Origin of the sequence: Nostoc sp. CMAA1605 (assembly GCF_021596505.1) — a bacterium.
Classification (GTDB): Bacteria; Cyanobacteriota; Cyanobacteriia; order Cyanobacteriales; family Nostocaceae; genus Trichormus.
Map to the genome: position 1 here is coordinate 1 of NZ_PJIZ01000118.1, position 24124 is coordinate 24124.

Annotated in this window: 23 protein-coding genes and 1 pseudogene; 4 read left to right on the plus strand and 20 right to left on the minus strand. The window is 40.9% G+C overall.

Annotated elements, in window-relative coordinates:
* Positions 1-145 precede the first annotated feature (145 nt).
* The 3 genes and pseudogenes from CV014_RS26270 to CV014_RS26280 all read right to left on the minus strand — a co-directional run bounded on the left by CV014_RS26270 (position 146) and on the right by CV014_RS26280 (position 1736).
* Entirely contained in the window at positions 146-604 is a 459-nt protein-coding gene (locus tag CV014_RS26270) for a hypothetical protein (protein WP_236144710.1), read from the minus strand.
* Positions 597-746, minus strand: a complete 150-nt coding sequence (locus tag CV014_RS26275) for a hypothetical protein (protein WP_236144711.1) — start codon at positions 744-746, stop codon at positions 597-599. Before CV014_RS26275 ends, CV014_RS26270 begins: the two co-directional genes overlap by 8 nt.
* 173 nt (positions 747-919) lie before the next feature.
* Positions 920-1736: pseudogene (locus CV014_RS26280) on the minus strand (ABC transporter permease).
* A 221-nt stretch (positions 1737-1957) separates the two neighbouring features.
* Here CV014_RS26280 and CV014_RS26285 point away from each other — a divergent pair.
* Entirely contained in the window at positions 1958-2494 is a 537-nt protein-coding gene (locus tag CV014_RS26285) for a DUF3172 domain-containing protein (RefSeq protein ID WP_236144713.1), read from the plus strand.
* 76 nt (positions 2495-2570) lie between these two features.
* Here the strand turns inward: CV014_RS26285 and CV014_RS26290 are convergent, their stop codons facing one another.
* The 10 genes from CV014_RS26290 to CV014_RS26335 all read right to left on the minus strand — a co-directional run bounded on the left by CV014_RS26290 (position 2571) and on the right by CV014_RS26335 (position 14193).
* Positions 2571-3293, minus strand: a complete 723-nt coding sequence (locus CV014_RS26290; RefSeq protein WP_236144714.1) for an AMIN domain-containing protein — start codon at positions 3291-3293, stop codon at positions 2571-2573.
* A 174-nt stretch (positions 3294-3467) separates the two neighbouring features.
* The gene (locus tag CV014_RS26295) at positions 3468-3962 is read right to left on the minus strand and encodes a hypothetical protein (RefSeq protein ID WP_236144715.1); all 495 of its coding nucleotides are present in this window, start codon (positions 3960-3962) and stop codon (positions 3468-3470) included.
* A 5-nt stretch (positions 3963-3967) separates the two neighbouring features.
* On the minus strand, positions 3968-6160 hold the full coding sequence (locus CV014_RS26300) for a cation:proton antiporter (RefSeq protein ID WP_236144731.1): 2193 nt from the start codon (positions 6158-6160) through the stop codon (positions 3968-3970).
* Between the two features lie 425 nt (positions 6161-6585).
* Positions 6586-7059 carry a cupin domain-containing protein gene (locus CV014_RS26305; RefSeq protein WP_236144716.1) on the minus strand — a complete coding sequence of 158 codons (474 nt, stop codon included), beginning with the start codon at positions 7057-7059 and terminating at the stop codon, positions 6586-6588.
* Between the two features lie 11 nt (positions 7060-7070).
* Entirely contained in the window at positions 7071-7508 is a 438-nt protein-coding gene (locus tag CV014_RS26310; protein WP_236144717.1) for a hypothetical protein, read from the minus strand.
* Positions 7509-7636: 128 nt separating this feature from the next.
* On the minus strand, positions 7637-8359 hold the full coding sequence (locus CV014_RS26315; RefSeq protein ID WP_236144718.1) for a GDSL-type esterase/lipase family protein: 723 nt from the start codon (positions 8357-8359) through the stop codon (positions 7637-7639).
* Positions 8360-8450: 91 nt separating this feature from the next.
* Positions 8451-9341: a CPBP family intramembrane glutamic endopeptidase gene (locus CV014_RS26320; protein WP_236144719.1), complete on the minus strand. Its 891-nt coding sequence runs from the start codon at positions 9339-9341 to the stop codon at positions 8451-8453.
* Positions 9342-9466: 125 nt separating this feature from the next.
* Positions 9467-11434, minus strand: coding sequence for an FHA domain-containing protein (locus tag CV014_RS26325; RefSeq protein WP_236144720.1), 1968 nt, complete (start codon positions 11432-11434; stop codon positions 9467-9469).
* A 231-nt stretch (positions 11435-11665) separates the two neighbouring features.
* On the minus strand, positions 11666-12385 hold the full coding sequence (locus CV014_RS26330) for an FHA domain-containing protein (protein ID WP_236144721.1): 720 nt from the start codon (positions 12383-12385) through the stop codon (positions 11666-11668).
* 323 nt (positions 12386-12708) lie between these two features.
* Complete coding sequence (locus CV014_RS26335) at positions 12709-14193, minus strand: aromatic ring-hydroxylating dioxygenase subunit alpha (protein WP_236144722.1); 1485 nt, start codon at positions 14191-14193, stop codon at positions 12709-12711.
* 149 nt (positions 14194-14342) lie between these two features.
* Here CV014_RS26335 and CV014_RS26340 point away from each other — a divergent pair, with 149 nt between their 5' ends.
* Entirely contained in the window at positions 14343-15080 is a 738-nt protein-coding gene (locus CV014_RS26340; RefSeq protein WP_236144723.1) for a hypothetical protein, read from the plus strand.
* Positions 15081-15218: 138 nt separating this feature from the next.
* Complete coding sequence (locus CV014_RS26345; RefSeq protein WP_236144732.1) at positions 15219-16199, plus strand: aldo/keto reductase; 981 nt, start codon at positions 15219-15221, stop codon at positions 16197-16199.
* 112 nt (positions 16200-16311) lie between these two features.
* On the opposite strand, the gene CV014_RS26350 is transcribed toward CV014_RS26345, so the two are convergent.
* The 6 genes from CV014_RS26350 to CV014_RS26375 form a co-directional block, all read right to left on the minus strand.
* Positions 16312-16707 carry a type II toxin-antitoxin system VapC family toxin gene (locus CV014_RS26350; protein WP_236144724.1) on the minus strand — a complete coding sequence of 132 codons (396 nt, stop codon included), beginning with the start codon at positions 16705-16707 and terminating at the stop codon, positions 16312-16314.
* A gap of 4 nt (positions 16708-16711) precedes the next feature.
* The gene (locus CV014_RS26355; RefSeq protein WP_225977453.1) at positions 16712-16984 is read right to left on the minus strand and encodes a prevent-host-death protein; all 273 of its coding nucleotides are present in this window, start codon (positions 16982-16984) and stop codon (positions 16712-16714) included.
* Positions 16985-17167: 183 nt separating this feature from the next.
* Entirely contained in the window at positions 17168-17866 is a 699-nt protein-coding gene (locus tag CV014_RS26360; RefSeq protein ID WP_236144725.1) for a nuclease-related domain-containing protein, read from the minus strand.
* A 315-nt stretch (positions 17867-18181) separates the two neighbouring features.
* Positions 18182-19576 carry a TldD/PmbA family protein gene (locus CV014_RS26365; protein ID WP_236144726.1) on the minus strand — a complete coding sequence of 465 codons (1395 nt, stop codon included), beginning with the start codon at positions 19574-19576 and terminating at the stop codon, positions 18182-18184.
* Positions 19577-19630: 54 nt separating this feature from the next.
* Positions 19631-21310, minus strand: a complete 1680-nt coding sequence (locus CV014_RS26370) for a hypothetical protein (protein WP_236144727.1) — start codon at positions 21308-21310, stop codon at positions 19631-19633.
* A gap of 185 nt (positions 21311-21495) precedes the next feature.
* Positions 21496-21984, minus strand: coding sequence for a GNAT family N-acetyltransferase (locus tag CV014_RS26375; RefSeq protein ID WP_236144728.1), 489 nt, complete (start codon positions 21982-21984; stop codon positions 21496-21498).
* Between the two features lie 425 nt (positions 21985-22409).
* Here CV014_RS26375 and CV014_RS26380 point away from each other — a divergent pair, with 425 nt between their 5' ends.
* Positions 22410-23327, plus strand: a complete 918-nt coding sequence (locus CV014_RS26380; RefSeq protein WP_236144729.1) for a hypothetical protein — start codon at positions 22410-22412, stop codon at positions 23325-23327.
* Positions 23328-23451: 124 nt separating this feature from the next.
* On the opposite strand, the gene CV014_RS26385 is transcribed toward CV014_RS26380, so the two are convergent.
* On the minus strand, positions 23452-24124 hold a 673-nt coding region (locus CV014_RS26385), incomplete at its 5' end, for an ATP-binding cassette domain-containing protein (protein WP_236144730.1).

Sequence of the window (24124 nt, forward strand, 5' to 3'; positions counted from 1 at the left end):
CGGCGATCGCTCCTTCCGTTGGCGACCCCTCAAGGATACTTTCTCTACTAGTTATCAAGCAGGTTAGAGGAAGCAGGGGTGCAGGGAGAGAAAATACAATTATCTACTTCTTGTTCCCTGTTCCCTGTTCCCTGTTCCCTGTTATTTAAAAACTAACTAAGTAAATTAAATCAAATTGACGTTCCAGGGTTATACGGCAAGTATTATTTTGATTTTCTAGGATTTCATACTCTAAGTTGCCTGTAATTTGTGTTACTGGTCGCTTTAATGGCTTCTCAAACTGATACCATTCGCGGTTACTCCATTCAAAAATTGCTGCGTCTACATCGTTTTGCAGTTCTGAGGCTAGTAGCAATAACTCCAATCTATTTTGAGGGTTGCCTAAGATAAAAAACTGCAAAGCAATTGACTGGTTAATAACTGGTCTGGGTTCATTGGCTGCGGAGGTGTTGCAATTACCAAACCGGAGATCATAAGGCTGTAGTTGCAAATTTTCTGTTTGTGACCAGGTTTGGGCAATTTCCTGCAAGCGTTGATCTAAATACGGTAGTAGCCCTAATTTGCCATCAGTTAACAACTGACGAATGTTGGAAACTTTAGTCATGACTGGATTTGACTCCACGATATCCATTCAGTAGTGCTGAGTGGTGAGTTGTGTTAGCGGTAGCGCGGCGTTTAGCCGGTGCTGAGTGCAACCCCATAGTTAAAACTGGGGGATGGAAATAAGGACGTATTTTTTCTTGCACTTAAGTGTCTCGAAAAAAATGTCTTATTTTTTTCATAGATAAATTGAGCGCGAAGTTCAGCCCGTGCAATTAATCTTACTTTTTACTCAGCACTCGTTACTCAGCACTCTTTTGGTCAGATTAGCGTTTTGTGGAGATGACAAATCAGAAACTTTGAAAAACTTTGTTTGTGGTTAGTCTTGTTGGTGGGCGAATTTATAACCACCCCAAAAAGCAATAGCGATCGCGATCGCCAGTAATATTGGTATGCTGTACCAGGGAAACTGAGATAAAGGTAAATTAGCAGCTGCCCGTAGTCCAGTGCTGGCATAGGTTAAAGGAACAGGTAAACCACTACTTTAAGGCAGTGGGTAATGTAGCAGGATCAAAGAAAGTCGCTCCTAAAAACGACATGGGAGCAATCACGAAGTTATTGTAAAGTCCCACTGATTCGAGTGATTTTACTGATAAACCAACAATTACACCCAAACCTGCAAACACGGCACAGTTCAATACCAGCAATAGCAAAAACAACGGGTGGAGAAAATGCCAGTTACCTGTAAATAGCAAAGCTATCAGAACCACAGAGCCAGAAGTCATTAACCCCCGCACAATTCCTGCTAACATTTGACCAAAATACAACGCTAAGGGATGTATGGGAGTCAGTAATAATTCTTCAAAGGTTTTACTAAATAGCCTATCTCCACAAATTGAAAACGTCGTTCCAGCAAAGCTAATAGTCATTGATGATAACGCCACCATTCCCGGCAACATGAATTCTAGATAGTTGCTGTAATTACCACTGATGCCAGAACCTGGTTTAATGGCACTACCTAAACCCAAACCAAAAGCGACAATGTAAATCAGTGGAGAAACTAAACCAGATGCAGCTACTTGCGCGATTCTAACGCGTAAATCTATCCACTCTCCCCAAAAGATAGTCAAACTGTCCGCTAAAATAAGTTGCAGTTGCGAAGCTTTGAGCTTACTAACCCAGAATGAGTCTGTTATAGATTTCACTTTATTTGTGTTCAGTCAGGTATCAAATATTTTCGTAAATATTACTTTACATTTTTTCGCTGCTAATTTGGTGGGAACGCGACGGGTGACAAACACCAAGGTAAAAGGTTCAATATTATCTGAAAAGTTGCAGGCAAATCTCCTCAATAATCGGCATACTGAAATAGGGAGACACTCCCAAATTTTTCAGGCGTGAAGGTTAATCAGTACAAATGAGACGTAAATCGACTGGTAGAGCGGCTACTACATCTAAGCCTTCTAGTTTCCCATCTTCTATGTTTAACTTCACCACTATTGCTATTTTGGCAGGGGTGTTTGTTCTGGGAATTGGGATTGGGATTGCTTTTAGTTCCACAGCTACTTTCACTCCATCTAACGTAGCTTCCCGTGATTTTATTGATACCAAAGCACCGAATCCTGAGATTTGCGTCCAGTATGGAGCAAGTGCAATGGTGATGGATGCTCGATTATTTGTAACTCTCAACCCTTTTAATGTTTATGTTGCCCAACCAAGTATGCGTCCTGGGTGTGTAATTCGTCAAAATAACTGGGCAATTTTAGAGCAGCGCAAGCTAGTGAGTTCTGACCAAGTGAGAGAATGTAAGAATCGTCTGAATACGTTTGGTTATACTGGTACTTTAGATGAAAAGCCCGATATTAGATGTATTTATCAAAATGAAGCAGGGCAAAATTTCTTCTTGTCTCAGCCAGGAGCGGTTGAACAAACACAGGAGACAGAAAGATTCTAGGCTCGAAAGGGAATAGGGAACAGGGAATGGGCAATAGTTATTAACCCCAGTCCCTATTATCCATTCCCTAATAATTTTACTTAGGTATGGGCTGACCAAATTCAATAACCACGGGATTAGTGATGTTAGGCGAGGTTTTGGGTTGAGTCGAAATGGTCGGAGTGGGGAAAGATGGCGAAGAATTTGGTGTGGAAACAGAATTTTTGGAATTGAGGGGGGGTACAGTCACCAAGGGTTGTTGGGGACTAGCGAATGTTGGGGTTAAGGTACTGGGTAATTGTAAGTAATTATATTGGGTGTATTGTGTGGAAGAAGGGTTTTTTGGTGGATTTTTCGCGTTGTTCAATGGTTGAGAACCACTAATGAAAGCAGGACGTAAAACCCAGCGAGTAGGATTTTGTTTGGAAACGGGTTGTAGTTTAACTTGATTGGGATCTATGGCTACGCCATTGGCTAAATCCAGGACAATACGAGTCATATTGGCGTTTAATTGAGAAACGCGAACACGTTGGACAGCACCAGTAAAATTTTTCTGAGTTGGTATTTGACCTAGTTTAGTTTCAGGAATGTCGATAACCAGGCGTGGCGGTTCAGATAGGTAAAAGTAGTTCGGTGTTTTCCCGATGGAAAGATTAATCTCTAACTTACCGGCTTGTGGAGAAAACCGCCAATTATTCAACTGAGCGACTTGAGCCGCAATTGTACTGGTAGTTGGCAGGATAAATGCAGCAAATAAACTAATGCTAAATAGTTGTTTGCCCCTGTGAAAAAGTTGCTGGGTTGAGATTCCATTAAGCATGATGAATTTATCTATGATGAGGTTACACCATCAGGCAGGGAGAGTAATGAGTGCTGGGTGCTGGGTGCTGAGTAACAATTACTAGCATTTAGCTTTTAGCATTTAGCTCTAGACCTTTGTTTTTAGGCACTTGTGTAATAAGTTCCTAGAGATTGCCTCATGAATTGCCACATTTTAATGGCTATTTGAGTTTTTGGTTTCTGCCTGGGCTGCTTCAGGTGTAGCATTAAATTCTAAATTTTGCGCGATGGTACTGATAATTATTTTGCCTTGCAGCTTTTTACCCTCTGTTAATCGCATTTGAGCTTGCAGGGTATGGGGTGGAGCAATGTTGCAAAGGTTGGTGTGGTAAACTTCGCCTGTTAAGTTTAATTGCTGATGATTTAAGATGCCTTTGAGAGAATACTGCTTTTGAATTGGTGTATTAGTTGTGGCTGGTAACAAAGAAGCGTTGATGTAGATTCCTGACTGCTGAATGTCTAAGGTTAAAGGTTGCGATCGCCGACATTCAGGTACATTATCAGTCAAGGTCAGACGATAAACGCCATCAATGACAGGAGAAGCTTGGAGGTGTTTTTCTCCATAAAAAGTAACGCTTTGAAATAAAACCAGAACTGAACCGATGGCAGTAGCATAAAATGTCAGGGATTTAAAATTAAAATGGTTCATAATTTTCAGCTATTGACAATAGGCTCTTGATGATTCGGTTCAGACAGTGCAGAGGTTAAATGAGAAGAGAGTTGGCTGTAGCGGCGGGTAATTAAGAGCGAAGAACGACATTGAATTGCCAGTTCATCTGTATATCTTCCCAGGGTTTGACGCTCAATTCCCCAGGCGCGGCTAGTACCGGCGATAGTCAAGTCTACGCTTTCTGAGGCTGCAACTACGGCGGCAATGGGGTCAGGAGCATGGATAATTTTGATATTGATGCGATCGCGCACACTGGCTGGTAATCTCTCAATCATGGCGTAGAGTTCATAACTCAATTCCTCATGGGCTTGGTTTTCTTTGTGTACCTGTAATACTTGCAATGTACAAGTGTCACGATTGATTAATAGTCTCAATGCCAATGTCAAAGCCAAATCATCGTGGATATTTGCAGAATAGGGAACTAACAAACTTTCTAATCTCTCTCCACCCCTATCTACAAATACAGCCACATCTACAGGTACAGTGCTGAGAATTTGACCGACTCTACCACCCAAGCGATTATTACTAAAGGCTGGACGATGCCACCCTACTAAAATTAAATCTGCCTGCTCATGTTTGGCAATTTGGGCTGTTTCTCTGGCGACGTTGCTGGATATCTGCACAATGGGATGAACAAAAGGCTGTGTCGTCGGTGGTTCCAGGGTAATAATCAACTCTTCTAACTGCTGGCGACGTTGCAGAATTAATCTATCTGCTTCATCTGGAGTATTTTCAAAACCGTAATCTTCTTCTAATTCAATTAAACTGAGGGGATTGACTACAGCAGGTTGGCGGAAATTGAGTCCTAGTGTGACAGCAAGTTGTAGTAAGCCTTTTTGGGTGCTGGGATTGGCAACTGGGACTAAAATCCGGTAGGGACGTAGGTAAGCATCATGGGAAATGGTAGTGTTGAGATTGTCCTCTGTGATTGGTTCTGGTTCGACTACATCTAATTTGATCAGTTTTTTGGGATAAGCCCACTCCAGTAACGGCGAAGTCATGAAGGTGGTGACTAAAGCCATAATTACCAGCATGGTAAACAGTAAGGGAGAAATTACCCCCAATTCCAAACCAATATTCAGCACGATTAACTCGGTTAAACCGCGAGTATTCATCAACCAACCCAAGGCTGATGCTTCTCGTTTGTTGATTCCACTAAAACGGGCGGCGATATATGTACCAATATACTTGCCAGCGATCGCTACTAAAACCACAACTGCACACAATAACCAGAGTTCGGGACGGTTCAATAAACCAATCTGCGTCCGTAAGCCACTGTAGGCAAAAAATATTGGCAAGAGAAAAATCAGGACGAAATCTTCAGTTTTAATGGCTAATTCGCGCACTAAGTCTGCATTCTTTGGCATAGCTGCACCCAACAAGAATGCCCCAAAGATTAAATGAATGCCAATTAATTCCGTAAGCAGTGCTGAGGCGACGACGGCGACATAAATACCCGCTAATACCAGTTGACTCAAACGCCCGGCGCGGTGGTAATGGGCTGCAAGACGTTGTAAAAACCAGCGTCCTACCGTCACCATCAAGGCAATATAAATGAAACTTTCTGCAATTGTCGGCAATGCACCTATGATGTTACCAGTTCTGGCTACAGCGATCGCTACTGCTAGTAAACACCAAGCTGTGACATCATCTACCGCCGCACAAGTTAACGCCAGTGTTCCTAAACGCGTTCCTTGCAAGTTATTTTCTGTAATAATCCGTGCCAATACAGGAAAGGCTGTAATTGACATTGCCGCACCTAAAAATAGAGTAAAGGCAGTAAAAGAAACACTAGCATTAGAAACTAGCGGATACAAAAGTAACGATAATAATGTGCCGAGAGAAAAAGGGACTAAAATGCTGACATGAGAAGTTAATACTGCCACTTCTAACTGTCCACTGAGATATTTAGGATTGAGTTCCAACCCAATCAAAAACATGAAAAATATTAGTCCCACCTGAGATAAAACATTCAGAAAAGGTAGAGTTTCTGGCGGAAACAAAGTAGCTGATAATTGGGGAGCAAGTAAACCCAATAATGAGGGGCCGAGCATAATCCCAGCCACAATCTCACCAATTACTAAAGGTTGTTTAATTGATTTGAATAGTAATCCTACTAATCGAGATAGACAAATGACAATTAACACTTCAACCAGAACGAGAATTACTGTGTGCATAGTTTCCTCAAGAGCCACTACCTGGTTTCCCTAAGATGATTCTGCAAGTGCGTCATAATGTCAAGCTTAGTAGTTCATTTATGATGCTTTGCTCTGGAGTTTAATGTTAATTGTTGTAAAGTTGTTATCAGTAGTTAATAAGCACATAAGAATACGCTTTAGTGGTTTTAATAACTGGCTACTATGAGAGTGGAGCTAGTTTTTTTAGTTTAAAAACCAAAATCCCCAATTTCGGAAAAAATTGGGGATTTTCTTATTGCTATGATTGGTGTTAATCTAACGTAAATTTAAGATTTTGCTGAATTGTTTTTTGTTTCACGCAAAGGCGCAAAGACGCAAAGCGGCTTTTCGCGGAGTAGGCGCAAAAAATCGCTGGTTAACATTGTTACAAAGGCTTAATTAATCCCGTATTGATGCAACGCCCATTAGTAAGGTGTACCGTCTTTGTGGGTAAATTTCCACTTACCATTTTCTAGCACGGCTATGAGGTCATCATCGGGATAACTTCCTTCATCCCCTGGTGTTCTGTCCCCGATTTCTAAGTAAACAACATCCTCAGATGTTTCGTTGATGAGATGGTGACTATTACCAGTACCAGCTTTGAACCCAGCACACATACCTGGAGAAAGTTGTGTACGTCCTTCATCAGTGTATAGTGTAGGATATCCCTCTAGGATATATACAAATTCATCTTGCTTAGTGTGAGCATGACGCAAAGCTGAGATGGCGCGGGGAGCTAACCGTGTTAAATTGACACCAAAGTTTGTCAAGCCAAATAAGTCGCCAAGAGGGTGTTTTTCCCTACCTACCATGTGTGATGCAAATGGTTCAGGATAATTTGAAGCCTTGGTTCTAGCCGGTGCTTCTGAAGCGGGGATTGCAATTAGTTTTTCTGACATAAATTAAAGGTTTACAGCCATTGTCCGCCTCGAAATCGCGAACGGGGAAACAAAATTCGCATGATGCTTTGGGATGCAATAAAAACAGATAGCCAGACGACACTGTAATGTAATAAGAAAGTATCTATGGGGATGAATTCTTTAGGGACAGGGGCTGGTAAAAAACCAAAGATTTTGACTCCACAGCCAACAAAGATTAATTCCCAAATACCAGCAAGGAGTTGATAAGCAGCAGGCCAGTCTCTATCCCATCGAAACTTTTGTAAAAAGTTATAGATTATGTCCCACACTAAACCAAAGATGGCGACATAACCAAGTACCCAAAAATAAATAGCACCCGTAGCACTAGGGTTAACTATACCAAATACAAAAGGTAAAGATACTATTACACCGACGGTAGCCAGTAGTAATAACCGAGTTTGCCAACGACCGAAAAGAGTAGGAGTCATAGTAGATAGTCAATAGTCAATAGTCAATAGTCAATAGTCGTTAGTCATTAGTTATTAATAATTCTTCCTCCTTATCACCCTTGTCTACCTTGTCCCCTTTGTCCCCTTTGTCCCCAGACCCCCGCTCCCTAATCTACTAGTTGATACTGAGGTTGGGTGTAATAAGCTGCTAATGCTTCCCAATTTATAACTTCTTCTAGCAAAGTTTGATAACCTAAAGTGTTGGGATGGAGTCCGTCTAAACTTAAACGCTGATTTCGCCAAGTTTCTGTGTGTGCCATCCAGTGATCAAAAATATCTAGATAAGGAATTTGTCTTTGGTGACAGGCTAGGCGTGTGGCTTCTTTGTAACGATATTGATCAGCATGATTATAGTAAAAACAGTCTAGAAAGGGCATCTTTGCTTCATTGACGGGAATCATACCTACAAATAGTACCGGACATAGTTGCTGTGCTTGATCTAGTAGGGCAGCTATTTGTGATTCAAATATAGTAAAGTCTGTACAATGTTTGCCGTCGGGACGACCGAGGCGGGGAGAATCGTTGACTCCTACGGAGAGGATAATTAAATCGGGGACGCGATTTCGCAGTTCGCCACGATGACGAAATTCTACTTCTAATCTTTGTGCTACTTGCTGGGTGCGATCGCCTCTTACGCCCAAATTATACAGGACATGGCCGGAACTGTGGGGTGACATCCACAAACGCCGTAATTGCTCTACCCAGCCACCGTTTTCGGGATCGCCAAAGCCATATACTAAACTATCCCCCAGTGCGACAATCTTCAAAGGCTGACATTGATTTGGTGATAAAGACAGCTGCATTGAGGAATGAACTGGTAATGTTTGCATTTCAAAAGAGATTTTATTTTATACTTTTACAAGATTCTATACATTTCTACACTATTAAACAGTATATTTTTGTATTTTTTGCGATCGCCTTTCAAGTTTCTAGGGCTTGAACGTTAATTAAATAAGGTAGCCTAGCATCTTTCTGTGGCCAATTCCGTTTGAGGAAGCGCAGTAAAAAAGGCAATGAGATGCACATTAACAAAATTCCCACCCACCAACCAGAACGCAATTGTTCTAGAGAGTTAACTGCTGATGTGGTCGTAGTTTCGGCTTGACCAGATAAGAATCCCATTCCTGATGCAATCAAATTATTAAAGGCATGACAGACAATAGGGACAATGAGCGATCGCGTTTTGATGTACAAAACTCCCATGACCAGACCAAACACCGTTAATCCTACGAAGTTAGCGTGTAAAAATCCAAACAAGACGGAAGAAACTACCAAAGCGGTACGAATACCCCATTTAACAGCCCAACGTTGCAGAATAAACCCCCGAAAGAGGAATTCTTCGGTGATTGGGGCTACAACTACATAAACGATAATTCCTAGCAAATTTTGAAATAGGGGTGCAGCAATGCTTGGGCCGGGATCATTAGCAGCTTGACGCAGCACGCTTTCAATAAATGTAGGTGCTGCAAATGATATGACAGAAAATGATACCAGATAGGCACTGATGGAAAAAATAATCATCAACAAAACCAAGCCTAGTGCTGATAACCATTTGTAATTTCTAGGAATATTCCCAACTAAGCATTTGAGATTCACACCCCCACGGACAAAATCTACCCATGTCCACAGAGAGAGTGAAATGACTATAGCGACATAGAGAACGAGTGTTAAAGCTTGACTATCAAATTTTTCTCTAGTAGCTTCCTGTACTATGCCTTGTACGAATCCAATAGCAAAAGATATCACTACAAACTGCCAAAATAGGTAACGAACCTTCAGTTTGTAGAAAGGATTATCTGGACTGTGATTCATTGTGGGGATTGGGGACTGGGGACTGGGGACTGGGGACTGGGGACTGGGGACAAGGTAGACAAGGTAGACAAGGTAGAATCTTTTACCTAATGACTAATGACTATTGACTATTGACTAATAACTACCTATGGTGATTGATTGAAAACCCACTTTAACCATTGTCCAAAGGAACTGAAGGGGTTTAAACTACTTACTCCTGGGGCGCGGGCGGTGGCGAGTCCATCGACGGAAACTAAGGCGGAGTATTGCAAGCCCAAAAAACTATCAACGGCTGCATAGGGGCCGCCAAGGGTAATTGCACCGGCTACATACATTTGACCTTTGCCATTTCGCATTTCTGGAATTTCAAAGTTGTTGGCGACAGCCAAGCGTCCCATGAAATTGAGGGGTAGGTTGTAATGCTTAACTAAATCATCTAGTAGGGGGTTAGCATGGACTTTGGCATCTAAACCCGTAGCATCAACAATAAAGTCGGCAGTCAATTTCATTTGACCAAAGCCTTTTTCTTGGATTTGGGTAATGGTGCGGTTTTGTGCGTCTCTTTCTACCGTTAATACATCCCCAAAGGTAATTTGATACCAACCCTCTTTTAGCCCATCTTCCGTGATTTTTTGCCAGTCTTGACGGTCGGCGGTGGTTGTTCCTCCCCAGTCTGTGAGTAGGCGTTGACGTTCGTCTGGTGTGGCTTGTTCTAACATGACGCGAAGTTCTCCACTCCAACAGGATTTAGGCCAGTTGAAGGGTTGAAACTCGTAATGATTTTTGACTGAACGTTGGGCTTTGTCAAATTTGTTACCTTGGGGTTTAGGCGATCGCATTAAATGCAAAACTGTAATCTTATTGTTTTTACGTCTGGCTTCATAAATACGCTGCACAATTCTGGAAGCCACAATTCCCCGTCCACGAATTAATACTGTTCCGCCTTGACGTTCTAATTGTTCATATACATGATCGTGTGCTTCATAAGCATTCACGACGGATTTAAAATCTTGATATTTTTCTCTATAAGCTTGCAAATCAGGGAGGAATTGAATTGCTGGATACCCTGTAGCTAAGTGTAAGTATCTAGTGACCAAAAAAGCGTGATTCCCTTGTCCGCGTGAATAAGCTACACAATATCGACCATCATCGGTTTTACGAATGGCTCTAACTCGTCCATAACGATATATTTGATCCCAGCCGATGCGCTTGGCTTCTCGGTCAATTGAGTTGAACACATTACCCGCACGGGGAGTATAAGTTTCAATAAGGGTTGGTTCTCCAAACACTTGCCACAAATACTTAAATGCTGTGTTGAACTTACCATGACCTAAATCATGCCAGGCTTCTCGCCAAGCATAGCTAGGCCAACCCCAAATATTGTCAGGACAAGAATCAGAATTAGAACGCAGTCTTTCGTGTAAAGGTATTTGGGAGTTCAAACACAGACGCTTATAACGGGCGTAAGGTTCTGGTTCTAAACCCAATGCCACGATTTTTTCTGCACGAACACCGCTAATTCTTAATAAATCCGACCAAATAAAACTTCCTAGCCCCGCACCCACGGCTAAATAGTCACATTCATCTACAGGTAAACCAGTAGCATGAACTGCTTGTACAACTACCTGTTGTGCTTGAAAGGCTGGAGGTGGGAAATTACCCCCCAAAGGTGTGATTGGGGGTGCTGCTGGTAAGCTGGGTTCAGGGAGATTAGTGTTGGGGTTAAATTGAATAATGGATGGAGAGCTAGTAACCAACGCTTGAGTTGGTGCAGTAGTGTTGTTAGCAAAGGTGACTGAGATGATGTAGGGGCCGATTTGCAATGTATCACCATTGTTAATCACACTACGCGGTTGCCTTTGACCATTAACTAGCACCCCATTGACACTACCTTGGTCAATGACTACTAATTGATGATTTTCCCAAGTAATCAAAGCGTGGTAGCGCGACACTTGGCTACTATTTAATAGCATTCGAGCTACATTTTGGCCGTTCAATTCTGCTGGTAAACGCGCAAATTCTCGACCAAAGGCGATAGGTGGATTTAATGTTGGTTCTCGCCGTTCCCCTGTTGTGGGATCTTCCCAAGAGATTTGAATTTGTTGGTTAGTCATTGGTCAATAGTCAATAGTCAATAGTCATTAGTCAATAGTCATTAGTCAATAGTCAATAGTCATTAGTCATTAGTCATTAGTCATTAGTCATTAGTTATTAGTGATTAGTTATTAGTCACTAACTGTTAATAACTTCTCCCTTGTCTTCCTTGTCTTCCTTGTCTCCCCTTACACCCCTGCCCCCTGCACCCCTACACCCCTACACCCCTACACCCCTACACCCCTACACCCCTAATTCCCTGGTGCTACCAGAACACTGACTGCTGCTGCTAGGGATGTACCACACCAAGGACAACCTACTTGTAGGTTTTCTACTGGGGAAACTTTATGGCATTTGGGACACTCTAAGCCGTAATTTCCTTGTACTGGAGGATGGTTGTGTACAGGAGGGGTAAACTGTTGATTTGCTGGTGGTTGTGGTTGTCCTAAAGGAGTTGCTTGTCTATTTTGGTACACAGGTTGCTGTGGTTGCCCTAGAGGAGTTACTTGTTTATTTTGATACGCTGGTGGTTGTGGTTGCCCTAGAGGAGTTACCTGTCTATTTTGATATGCGGGTTGCTGTGGCTGTGCAGGTGGCGAAGTTGGTTGGACTGGATTGATGATTGTTGCTGGCATGGAATTAATATTGACAGCAACTACTTGCAGTTGTACTTGACCTAAGTGGATAACGCTGCCTTGGTTGATTGGTCTTTCACCTTGAATGAGTTGCTGTCCATCAACTAAGGGGGGATTATTTGGCTGTAAATTTCGGATGTAAAAACTTTGTTGCTGAGAGTTAAAAAAGATTTCTACGTGCAGCCGAGATACAGTCCCAGGAATTAGAACAATGTCGCATTGGGATTGATCTCTACCGATACGGATAGTACCAGGTTTTTTACTTGGCTGTTGTTCGTATATTTGCTTAGTGTGATTTTGACCGGCATCATACCACTGTAAGGTTAGTGCGTTCATTGTTCTAACTTGGATAACTCGTATTTAGCAACTTCAACTTCCTTCTGTGCGATTCCTAACACGATTAAGTGGTATCAGGCAAGTTTTGAGAACAAACTTCAAGAAAATAATACGCTAGGGGATGAGGGACTGGGGATTGGGTATTGGGGTTTAGGGGCTGGAAAGTAAATAAAATAGGGTTTTTGAGTGGTTTTTCCTTGTAGAATTGATGTTACTGTGTTAGCACGTAGGTACTGGCAAGGAAAATCACAGTTTGGCGATCGCAGTTATTACTTCTATTACCTAAGTAAGTATTTTTAGGGTGGCAGGAGTGTAAATTTTATTTACGGATTGCGAAAGTGTTGAAATTCATAGACATAAAATAGTCGGCTGAATTTTTGCAATAAATATCCCACAACTGCAAACAAGACTCCGCTTCCCAGTGCTAACCAAAATCCTAACGGTGGCAGCACGGTTAAAGATTGTGCTAATGCCGCTTGTGTTGCTACCATGCGTGCATCTATCATGACTGCTAACAGGCACAATACAGCCGCCACTATATAAGCGGATACTTTCAGGCGATTGATGTTAGTGAGGGCATTTTGGCAAACGGTGCAGTGTTGCGTGTGAGTTTTCCAGACATCAAATAGCTGTTGTGGTTCTGTTTCTCCTAAAGCTAAATCATGTCTGTAGCCTTCCGCCCAAGGAATGCCGCCGCCAGCACGTTGGTCTAGCCATTGGCGTAATGTAATCACCATCTTATCTTGAGGATTAGGTGTAAACACGGCACTGAGCCATTTACCTTTTCTTCTTTGGGCAATCACTTTTTCTTGGTAGTGCAGAAAGAGCATATCTTGGTGTAGGAACAAAGACGCTAAAACATGACCTAACCAAGTGGGTAAGGGAAGACCAAAAATTGATAACCCTGCGGGTGTTTTACCTTGGGAATTTTTGACGAATACTTGACAACCAATGTGACGACACCAGCCCGGACGGGTGGGAGTAGCATACAAAGCTAAAATGAACTTACCGCCATCTTTGGGAAAAGACACAATCCTCATGTGACAAGGTGGCTGGAAGTCGTGAATTGCTTGTTCAATATTGCCAGATGTCGGTTGAATTTCAAAAGCAAAGCCCTCTTGGGTGGATATCTTACGGACGGGAATCATGTCATAATATTTGGCATCTTTGTAGCGATCGCCTACAATCCCATGATGAGAAACTGGTACATGGGCAGGATCGGCAACATTTTCCATAAAATAATCCCATCCATAGGGCAAATCACGGAAATTCCAAAATAACTGCACAACTTGGTCTGATTTTTCCTCTAATTCGGGAACCAGACGTGGTTTTCGCAGTTGGCTTTCTTTTTGTGCTTGTTCCCCAGATTCTGCCCATACCCATAATAAACCTTGATTTTCTTGGGTGGGATAGACAATAGCGCAAGATTTGGGATTTTCGCAATTATTAGCTTCGGTTTGCTGGTCTATAGACTGGGGAATACTCACACATTGACCTTGACCATCAAACCGCCAAGCGTGGTAAGCACATAACAATGTTCCGTCCGCTTCTACCCGTCCTTGGGAAAGCGGAACAAGTCGATGGGGACAAACATCTTCAAAGCAACGCCATTTACCTGCACCATCTCGCCACAACACGATATCCTTACCTAATAGTTGCATAGCGTGAGGGCGGGAAGGGTCAAGATATTCCACCACAGCTATTGGATACCACTGCTTTGTCCATTGGAATACCTCTGGGTCTGCTTGTGTTTGCTCGTTATTGAGATGATTGAGTAGATTAGCCTGCAAGTTGATCTCAGTAGTCATAACTATTTCCCTGCTGTTTGAGATGACATGAACTTAGCTTAGTTAATTTTCCTTACTGGGTGGTAGTCAAGACTAAAATTCTGACTCCAATTACAAGAGCCATTATTCTGATTAAATAAAGTCTATGCTCAAATTTTTCAGCATACACAATGGCACAATCCAACCAGCAACAACAAGAATCTCAACATCTCACCTCAAAACTGCTGTGGATAATGGCAGCAATATACATCTATGTCTTGTTGTTGTCTCCCCCAGGTCAGTTATTACCAGGTGAACCAGTGTGGGCTATTCAACCCCAGACTTTACAAGAAATTTGGCATGAGTCGATAAATTTCTTTTTTATTGTGCCGATTTTACATCTTCTGAGGTTGGGAAATGCCCCTGAATTAGTGTCCCATCCTTGGATAGAGTCGCTGTTTAATTTTGCTGAAGCTTGGATGTTGATGTTTTTACCTGTAATGTTTGCTGATAACAGGGCGCGGAATACACCCAAGTTATTAATTTGGTCTTTGGCGATGTTCCTGACTAATACTTTTTTGATTCCCTATATGGCGGTGAGAGCTACAAATCCAGTAATGATGGGGGATGAACAGTCAAATAAAAGTTTGCTAAAAAGGATTTTTGGTCTTGTCGGCTTAATTGTCGGGATTATTGCCTTAATTTGGGCTGTAATTGCTAGACCAGAATTTGGCGACGTGACACAAAGAGCCAATTATTTTGTACAGCAATTAATGAGCGATCGCCTAACTATTGCCTTTTGTGTAGATTTAGTTTGCTTTACCGTTTTTCAAGCCATTCTACTCGGTGACATTGAACCACCAAGCAGTAAAAAACGCTGGCTGAGATTTATCCCCTTTTGGGGTTTAGTAGCATGGCTGGTTATTTAGGCAGGGGGTAGGGGAGGCAGGGGTGCAGGGGGCAGGGGGCAGGGGAGACAAGGAAGACAAGGGAGAAATTATTAATGGTTAGTGACTAATGAATAATGACTAATGACTAATGACTATTGACTATTGACTATTGACTATATGCAATCTCAACCAGAATTATTTTTACCACAAATGGGCTGCGGCACTTGGGCTTGGGGAAACCAATTGCTTTGGGGATATGACGAAAGTATGGATGACCAGTTGCAAGCGGTGTTTAACCTATGCGTGAGTCATGGTGTGACGCTGTTTGATACTGGCGACTCTTACGGAACAGGACGCTTGCAAGGACGCAGTGAGTTACTGTTAGGAAAGTTTTCCCGCACATATCAAGGCGTAAATCAAGAGCATATCTGCATTGCTACGAAATTAGCTGCTTATCCTTGGCGATGGACACGCCAGTCGATGATTCAAGCTTGCAACGCCTCAGCGCGTCGCTTGGGGCGAAATGTGGATTTAGTGCAGATGCACTGGTCAACGGCAAATTATGCCCCTTGGCAAGAAGAAGGGCTGTTAGATGGTTTGGCAGACTTGTATGAACAAGGTGTAGTTAAGGGTGTGGGGTTATCGAATTACGGTACTAAAAGAGTGCGGCGTGTGCATCAAAAGTTTGCAGCACGGGGAATACCAATTAAAACTTTGCAAGTACAATACTCGCTGCTATCAACATATCCGGTGACAGAATTGGGGTTAAAGGCGGTTTGCGATGAACTAGGTATACAGCTAATAGCCTACAGTCCTTTGGCATTGGGGATATTAACAGGGAAATATTCAGAAAATAACCCTTACCCTAAAGGTATCAGGGGTTTATTGTTTAGACAATTACTACCAGGAGCGCGATCGCTGTTAGCCTGTTTACGCGCTATAGCTGAATCGAGAAATAAAACTATGTCCCAAGTCGCCATTAACTGGTGCATCTGTAAGGGAACTATTCCTATTCCTGGAGCGAAATCTGTGGCTCAAGCACAAGATAATTTGGGGGCGTTGGGTTGGCAATTAGATGCTGGGGAAATCGCTGAGTTAGATCAAGTTGCTGCTCGTACAGATAAGAAAATGGTGCAGAATATTTTTCAAACTAAGTGAAATATTCTATATTTGTCTGGTTGTGTAAATATTTCTATTGCCTGCTCGTGTGATAATCATGCTCAATGCTTGATTGAGTTTATAGTAGTCACACAAGATGATGATAGTTGCTTTAGGTAAATGGATTAAGTAGTGTAATGCTACAGCTTTCAAAATCCCTAATGTTTCTTGTTACCAACGTAAGTTGATAAACTTGTGCTGTGGCTGCAATTAGCATATCTGCTTGAGAACGGGGTTTACCCTCAGTTCGTAACTGGCCTCGCAACTGTCCACAACACTGGGCAATTTCTAGCGTAATCGGTACAATTTGACAGCTAGATTGAAGGAAATTGTTCCACCAAGCTTGAATTCTGGCGTTTGGTTTAGCAGCTAAACCATAAGTAATTTCTTCGAGGGTGATTACACTGATGGAAATCGAGGATATTTGGTTACTCCAAGCAATTACCCCTGGGTTGGGTTGGGGACGAACAAGTTCACTAATGATGTTGGTATCACACAAAAAAGCCACAATATCAATTGCTCAACGGATTGAATCGATCCTCTCTAGGAGGAACTTCTAGGCTGTAGTCTTCCTCTATACAGATTTGGCGTAATTCAGCAAAGGTATCAGCGAGGGAGTTTTGATGATGTTGGTGTTTCCATTTTAGGAATTCTTGAAATAATTCCGGTTCTATCACAGCAGCAACAAGTTGATCCTGATTGTAAATCAGTTGAGGCTCTGCGATCGCATCTTGGATAAGTTGAGATAACTGCTGTTGGGCTTGCTCAATTTTCCAGTTCATCATAGTTTTGTTTGTGATTGAACACGCCATTTAATATGGTCGCTAACCATATTTTAGGATATTTCGCTAGCCAATACCATTTCAAACTTATCTCATTAAAGCAGTAAAACCAGAATAGCTTTTAGCCTTTGCATCTGTATTAGATTTTTTATGAATTGGTGTAATTAGTCAGATTTTATTTGATTTTCACCCCAAAGACTTGAGCAATGTAACTAAATTCAATTTATCAACTACATATACTCCTCTGATTTTCTCTAAAGGTAATGAAACTTTAGCTTGAGAAAAAGCAACGATTGGTGTGACAAAATTCAATTGTTTCTGTTTTTTCACCTGTAAAGCTTGTTTCATTACCATTTCTATAAAATCTTTTTCAAACTGATGATTAACTTTGCCCATTTTTCGTGATATGTATCCTCCATCTGTAATTATTTCACCCCGATGGGATTTGACATCAATTACATAAGTATTATTTCGCGGTGAAGTACAAATAATATCTGCATCTCCTAAACCATTGCCTAATAAAGTGCCATACTCAATTCGCCAACCAGTTTTCATTAATATATTTAATGATTTGGCAATATTCTCTTCTCCTGCTGCACCTTGATCAGCACGATTTGCCATTTTCCAAAGATTGACACCATTAAATACTAATCCTAACGCTACAAATACGAATAGAATATAAAGTAAACTAGGCAATTGTATTTTAGGTGTTGCAGCTGAATTCAGAGATGGTAATTGTTTGAGAAAATTATTAAAGATTGATACTAAAAAATTAGGGAAAATAGTGATTAATGCCGCAGATACAAATAAAGAAATCGCCTTCAATCTTCTTTTGAGAGCAAGTTCACGGACATTTTGTCCAGCATTGCGATATACTTTTGGCATATTGTGAATTATGAGAATCTTTGAAAGACAGTCTAATTTAATATTTTTAGTTATAACTCTGTGTAATTACGATTATCTACCGAGAACAGCGATCGCATAATTTCACTAAAAGTATTTTTAGTAGTGCGGGTTTCTATCCCGCACCAAACAGTCTAGAAACCTATCCCACAAGAAAATTTTAGAGTATTGCGAATTAGTTTAGGGGCTTCCAGAGAATAAACTATCCAATTTATCTACTTCAAAACAACTGTCTCTCCCCCTGCACCCTGCCCCCTTGCCATTCAGGTGATTGTATATTTTTTAAATTGAAAGTCCTTAAATCTCTCCCCCTACAACCACATCCCGAATTCGCAGACTAGGGCCGCCACAACCTACGGGTAAACCATTCTGACCACCTTTACCACAACCGCCAGACTCATCCCAGTAAAAATCATCACCAATAGCTTCAATATCTGCTAAGGTTTGAAACACATTACCCGAAAGCGTCACATCTTTCACTGGTTCGGCTATTCGACCATTTCTAATCATCCAGGCTTCCCCTGCGCTAAAGGTGAACATTTCCCCGTTAGTCATGCCACCTAACCAATTTCGGGCATAGACTCCTTCTTTGATACCAGTAAATAAATCTGCTACTGGTGTTTCACCCCTTTCAATCCAAGTATTGGTCATTCTGACAATCGGGGTATAGTGATAATTGAGACAGCGCGCGTTACCTGTAGGAGTTTCCGCTAATTTACCTGCGGTTTCACGGGAATGTAACCTCCCAACTAAAATCCCGTCTTTAATCAGTTGGGTGGTGGTGGCTGGTGTACCTTCATCATCATAAAAGTAACTGCCCCGATGTCCTTCTGGGGCTGCACCATCAAATATTTGCAATTCTTCGGGGCCAAACTGCCGTCCGATAGTCATCACTTCTAATAAATCGGGGTTTTCGTAAGCCATATCAGCTTCCGAAAGATGTCCAAAAGCCTCATGAACAAATAAGCCTGTAAGGATGGGATCTATAACTACGGTGTAGGTATTACCTTTGACGGATGGTAAAGATAAGGCGGCAACAGCCCTCTGGGCGGCACTTTTAACTTGTGTATCTAAATTAACTAAATCTTCGTAGGCTTTGCGAGAACCTGTAGTTTCTCTACCTGTCTGGACAGTTTCGCCGTTTCTGGCTGTGGCTGCAAAGCGCATTTCCATATCCACCCAAGACTGACTGATGAGAGTACCTTCTGAGGTAGCGAGGATGACGCGTTGGGAACTGTCACTATAACGGACTGAGGTGGTAGTAATCCGATGATCTACGCTTTTTAGTAATTCAGTATAGCGATCGCATAACTCTTTTTTCTGGGCGAGGGGAATTTGGCGCGGATTTTTCCCAGTTAGGGGTAGGCTGCATACTGCTTGTACTGGTTTGATAGGAGCAAGTAAAGTTTTTTCATCACCTACCATTCTTGCAGCTGCGATCGCTTCTTCGATTCTTTCTTGAACGGTAGAAAGCTGATTAAAACTGCTTAATCCCCAGCCACCTTTATAACAAGCGCGGATATGTCCCCCAACGGAAATTCCTTCACTGAGGGTTTCCACTTTGTCGCCACGCAACAAGATATCTGTTCCTTCTGCTTCCTCGATGCGAATCATCAAATAGTCTACATGGGATGAGTAGCGGGAAATCAGGTCAGAAATTAAATTTTGTGCGTCAGCAAGTTTAGTTGCCATGTCTCGGTAGTCACCAGATGAACTGCATTTATTGTGCAATTATTTGGGTATTTTTTACCAATTAATAATACATTCGGATTTTAACAGCAAAAAGTTTTCTGTTTCCACTACTGCACAAGCTTTAGTTACTGTCGGTAATGCAGGAGTTTTTTCTGGTGATAAATTATTGACAGCTTCCATAAATGCTGGTTGAAAACTTTTTAGCCAAGTCTTACTCGTGAGATATTCAACTTGAAATGATGTAGTTTCCACTAACCAAAAATCTATACCATATTTTTGAATTAGTTGTTTTGCTAATGTTAAATCTGGGCTATATTGAGCCTGAATTAAATCTCTAGTCCGTTGACGAATTTGAGTATAATAACCTAGATGAAACGGTAGTGCATATTCTCTCCCTACTAAAATAGGTCTTTGGGCAAAAGTCGGGATATTATCTGCTTCATCTGAGAGAGTAGCAATTAAACTGTCTTTGGGTTGCTGTTGGAGATATTTATACAATGCTGATGCCGTCGAGGCTCTATAATCTGTGGTGGGAAAGCGTCCTGAAAGGTGTGGGTAAAGCAACAAAACTGATATTAAAGTTATTGCCAATCCGAGTTGCCAAAATTGATGTTTTTGGCGATAAATCCGTAGTAACCAATCTAAGATTACAGCTAAGGTCATACCAGCTGCGATCGCCATCACAATACGGAAGGTGTGTATTGTGTAGCGAGTCGGGAAAAATAACTTGAGTATGACAGCATGGGCAGCGAAAAATAACGTCAAAGAAACAATAATAATCTGTGACAATATTTTGACTTGCGGATTCACTAAATTCATCAAAGGGAACTGGTGAACCTTTCGCCTCAATAGTGGAAAAAACAACCCCAACCAAATCAGAGGCGGCATTAATGGCGGTAAGATTCCGCTATGTTGTCCAATCAACCAAAATCGTAAAGGATTGGGATGAAAAAAAGGATGTCGTCCTCCTGGCCAAAGTTCTGGCATCATGAAAGCTTGAGTAGCTGTCACCACTGGGCCAAATTGGGCCGAAGATAAGATGTAGGGTAACATGACGAGAAGTGCTAACCCCGTAATTGTCATCACCCATAAATAATGATGACGTAATCTTATTAATAAAATGCCTAAACAGATGAATATTAAGGGAGGGTAAAACAATCCTGCCAAGATAATTAATAGGCAGAGATTTAACCAAGAACCAGTGATGAGATAGTATATAAAAGCTAAAAATATGGGTGTAAAAAAAGACTTAGGTGTAGCAGAAACCAAGTCAGATTTAAACCAAAGACTTTGATTTAATAGTAAAGTGATGAGAAACGCCGCCACAGGAACGGGGAAAATCTTGATACATAAATAAAAGCAATAAATAGTAATAATTAGTCCTAAAAAAATCGGTATGATTTTACTTAAAAGTAGTGGCTCAACACCGAAATACGCCATGATTTTATATAAACTGGCATATCCCCAAGGTGTAATTGATTGGAAATAATCGGCAATCAAATCATGCTGAAATAATTCTGGATCTACAAATTTTTGCATCCAAAATACATATTCTCTGGCATCATCTTGAGCCACATATGCGGTTCTCAAGCCTTTTTGTAGTGCCAGAAAGCTATAGAATAGAGAAAATCCTATGCTTAAAATTAAAGGTAAAGCAATTTGTCTCCAAGAAAGTTTTTCAGTAGAGGTATATAAAGTATTTTTGAGTGTCGTGATAGTTTTATACAAATTCATGAAAAATAATTACGGTAGTTTCAATCCCTTCTGGATTTGAGATTTTTATGGGATCAGTGAATATTTTAGATTAATATCTTTTAATTTAGTTCCAATTACTATAAAAATTAAATCTTATCTTGATATTTTCAATAAATACCAAAAAATTCTAAATCTCCCAGTCTCAAATCGACACCATCAAATTACTAAATTCGTAATCCCATAATTACCAAATCTCGTTCTACACCATCTAGTTCTGCGACTTGGGGTAAATGTCCCCACTTTTGAAAACCAAAAGATTGAAACAGGTTTAAACTAGGCTGATTATGAGCAAAAATATAACCCAACAGAGTTTTTAAACCTAACTTGGGGCTTTCGTGGATGGCGGTGGCTAACAGTTGCTTCCCTAAACCGCATCGATGGAAAGTTGGGGCTATATAAATGCTAATTTCAGCAGTGGCGTGATAAGCTGGTCGTCCATAAAATGACTGAAAACTCAGCCAACCGGCGATGACTCCCTTTTGTTCAATTACCCACAGGGGACGTGAACTAGGCGATCGCCCCTGAAACCAAGGACGGCGACTTTCTACAGACACAGGTTCTAAGTCAGCAGTGGCGAGACGGTTGGGAATCGCTGCATTATAAATAGCGACGATCGCAGGTAAATCAGTTTCAGTTGCATGACGGATGCTCATTGCTACCGGGTTCAAGAGGATGTAGATAAAACATTCACAAATAATACATTGTTCCCAGTAATAATTCTATGTTTTCTACAAATAATTGACGGCTGAGACAAAAGCCAGAAATACACTACACTACATCCCGATTTTGTGATCAAAATGAATGCTAGGCTAATGTGCATTTAAGTTTCTGAAAAACTAGGGCTAAAGCCCTTACTACAAACTAGTCTGAAAAATCAATGTCTGTTAGCTGAAATTTAATTTGATTATTTTGCTATTGATTTCTGAGAGTCAACTATTAGCATTAAATAAACTTTATGGTTGATGTGTGAATTTTCAGGTAAATAGCAATAATTTTCCACTCTAGATAGAGTTAATCATGATTACTATTTCTTAGCATAAATGTCATAACTGAAAATTTATGTTGATTAACTCTTTTTATGTCTAAAGATTATCATCATGATGAGCAAGCAAAAGTAGATACTACTATAGATATAGAAATATATCAATTTATCAATAAATTTAAAAGAGGAGTTTGGTTGTTTGGGATTCCGTCTTGGATTTTCGGTATAACTGATAGGAGTATGGCTGCATTAGCAGATGGTTATGTATCTGTAACGGAAATTGTACAGATGCTGACAACATCTTTCTTTTTTATAGTTTGGCTATATTTAAAGCCAGAAGTAACCCCAGTAAAAGAAATTGATATAACGCAGTATCAAGGATATTTGTGTTTATTTCAAGAGAATAAACTTGAGCTAAAGAAAAGGCACATGATCAGCCAAGAATATATTTTGCCTTTTCCTTATCTCTGCCAAATTTATCATTTATTGAATCTTAAACATTTAGAAACTGTTCATAGTTTTAGTTTAAATAACTTGAAAGTTTTGCGGGTTAGTGAATTTCGCCCGACGATGATTGGCGGTATGATTAAGTTTCAAACTCTTTTAGATTCTCCTGTTAATCCTTTAAGAATTTGGCGACAGCCTATAGTTGAGGTTGATTTAATATTACATACTCCCCACACAATTGAATTGAGCATTCCTGTCTATGATAATAAAAGAATAATAGTAATATTTTATGCTTTTCCTCTCAATGAGAAAGAACATAGATTATTTATCGAAATTTATAGTGATCTCCAATGGCCAAAACCGATATTGCAGATTTTATTGCATTTTGCTTCCTGCTTAACTCTATTTGAAGATTTGCCGTATTTGCGTAATTTAGCAGAGATTGATATAGAACATACTTTTAAATTAAGTAGAGTATCAAAGCAAGCAAATATGTTACTTTTTAAAAGATTTGTGGAACTGTATGGCACAACTAAAGAAAATGTGAAATTGATTGAGGGTCAATAGTCAATAGTCAATAGTCAATAGTCAATAGTCAATAGTCATTAGTCATGAGTTATTAGTAGAGACAGGATGGATATTTTTGTCTCTACTAACAGTTAACAATCAACATTTTTGGGATTATTTAATTTTACGTCCTTGCTAGTAGGGGTGCGGCGGCTAGGAGGGTTTGAGTGTAGGGATGTTGAGGATTAGCGAAGATTTCTTTGGTTGCACCTAGTTCGACGATTTTACCACCGTGCATGACGGCGATACGATCGCATAAAAATCTTGCTAACCATAAGTCATGGGTAATGAACAAATAGGTTAACTCAAATTCGGCTTTTAATTGCAACATTAAATCCAGCACTTGCGATTGTACACTGGCATCTAACATACTTACGGGTTCGTCGCAGATTATTAGTTTAGGACGAGTAATCAATGCACGGGCGATCGCTACTCGTTGCTGTTGTCCACCAGATAAGTCTGAGGGATAACGCTGATAATATAATTCTGCTGGTGTTAAGCCGACTTTCTCTAACATCCATAAAACTTGTTCTTTGGCTTTGGCTGCGTCGGCTAAATTATGAATTAATAGGGGATCACCTATACTTTGTCCCACTGTCATAGCTGGGTTGAGACAAGCGTGGGGATCTTGAAATACCATTTGAATTTGTCGCCGGGAAGCGCGAATTTCCTGACGGGATAATTTAGTTAAATCTTGTCCTAAAAATTCCACTTTCCCAGAGGTGGGGCGAATTAACTGTAAAATTGTCCGCGATAGTGTACTTTTACCGCATCCCGATTCACCCACTAATCCCATA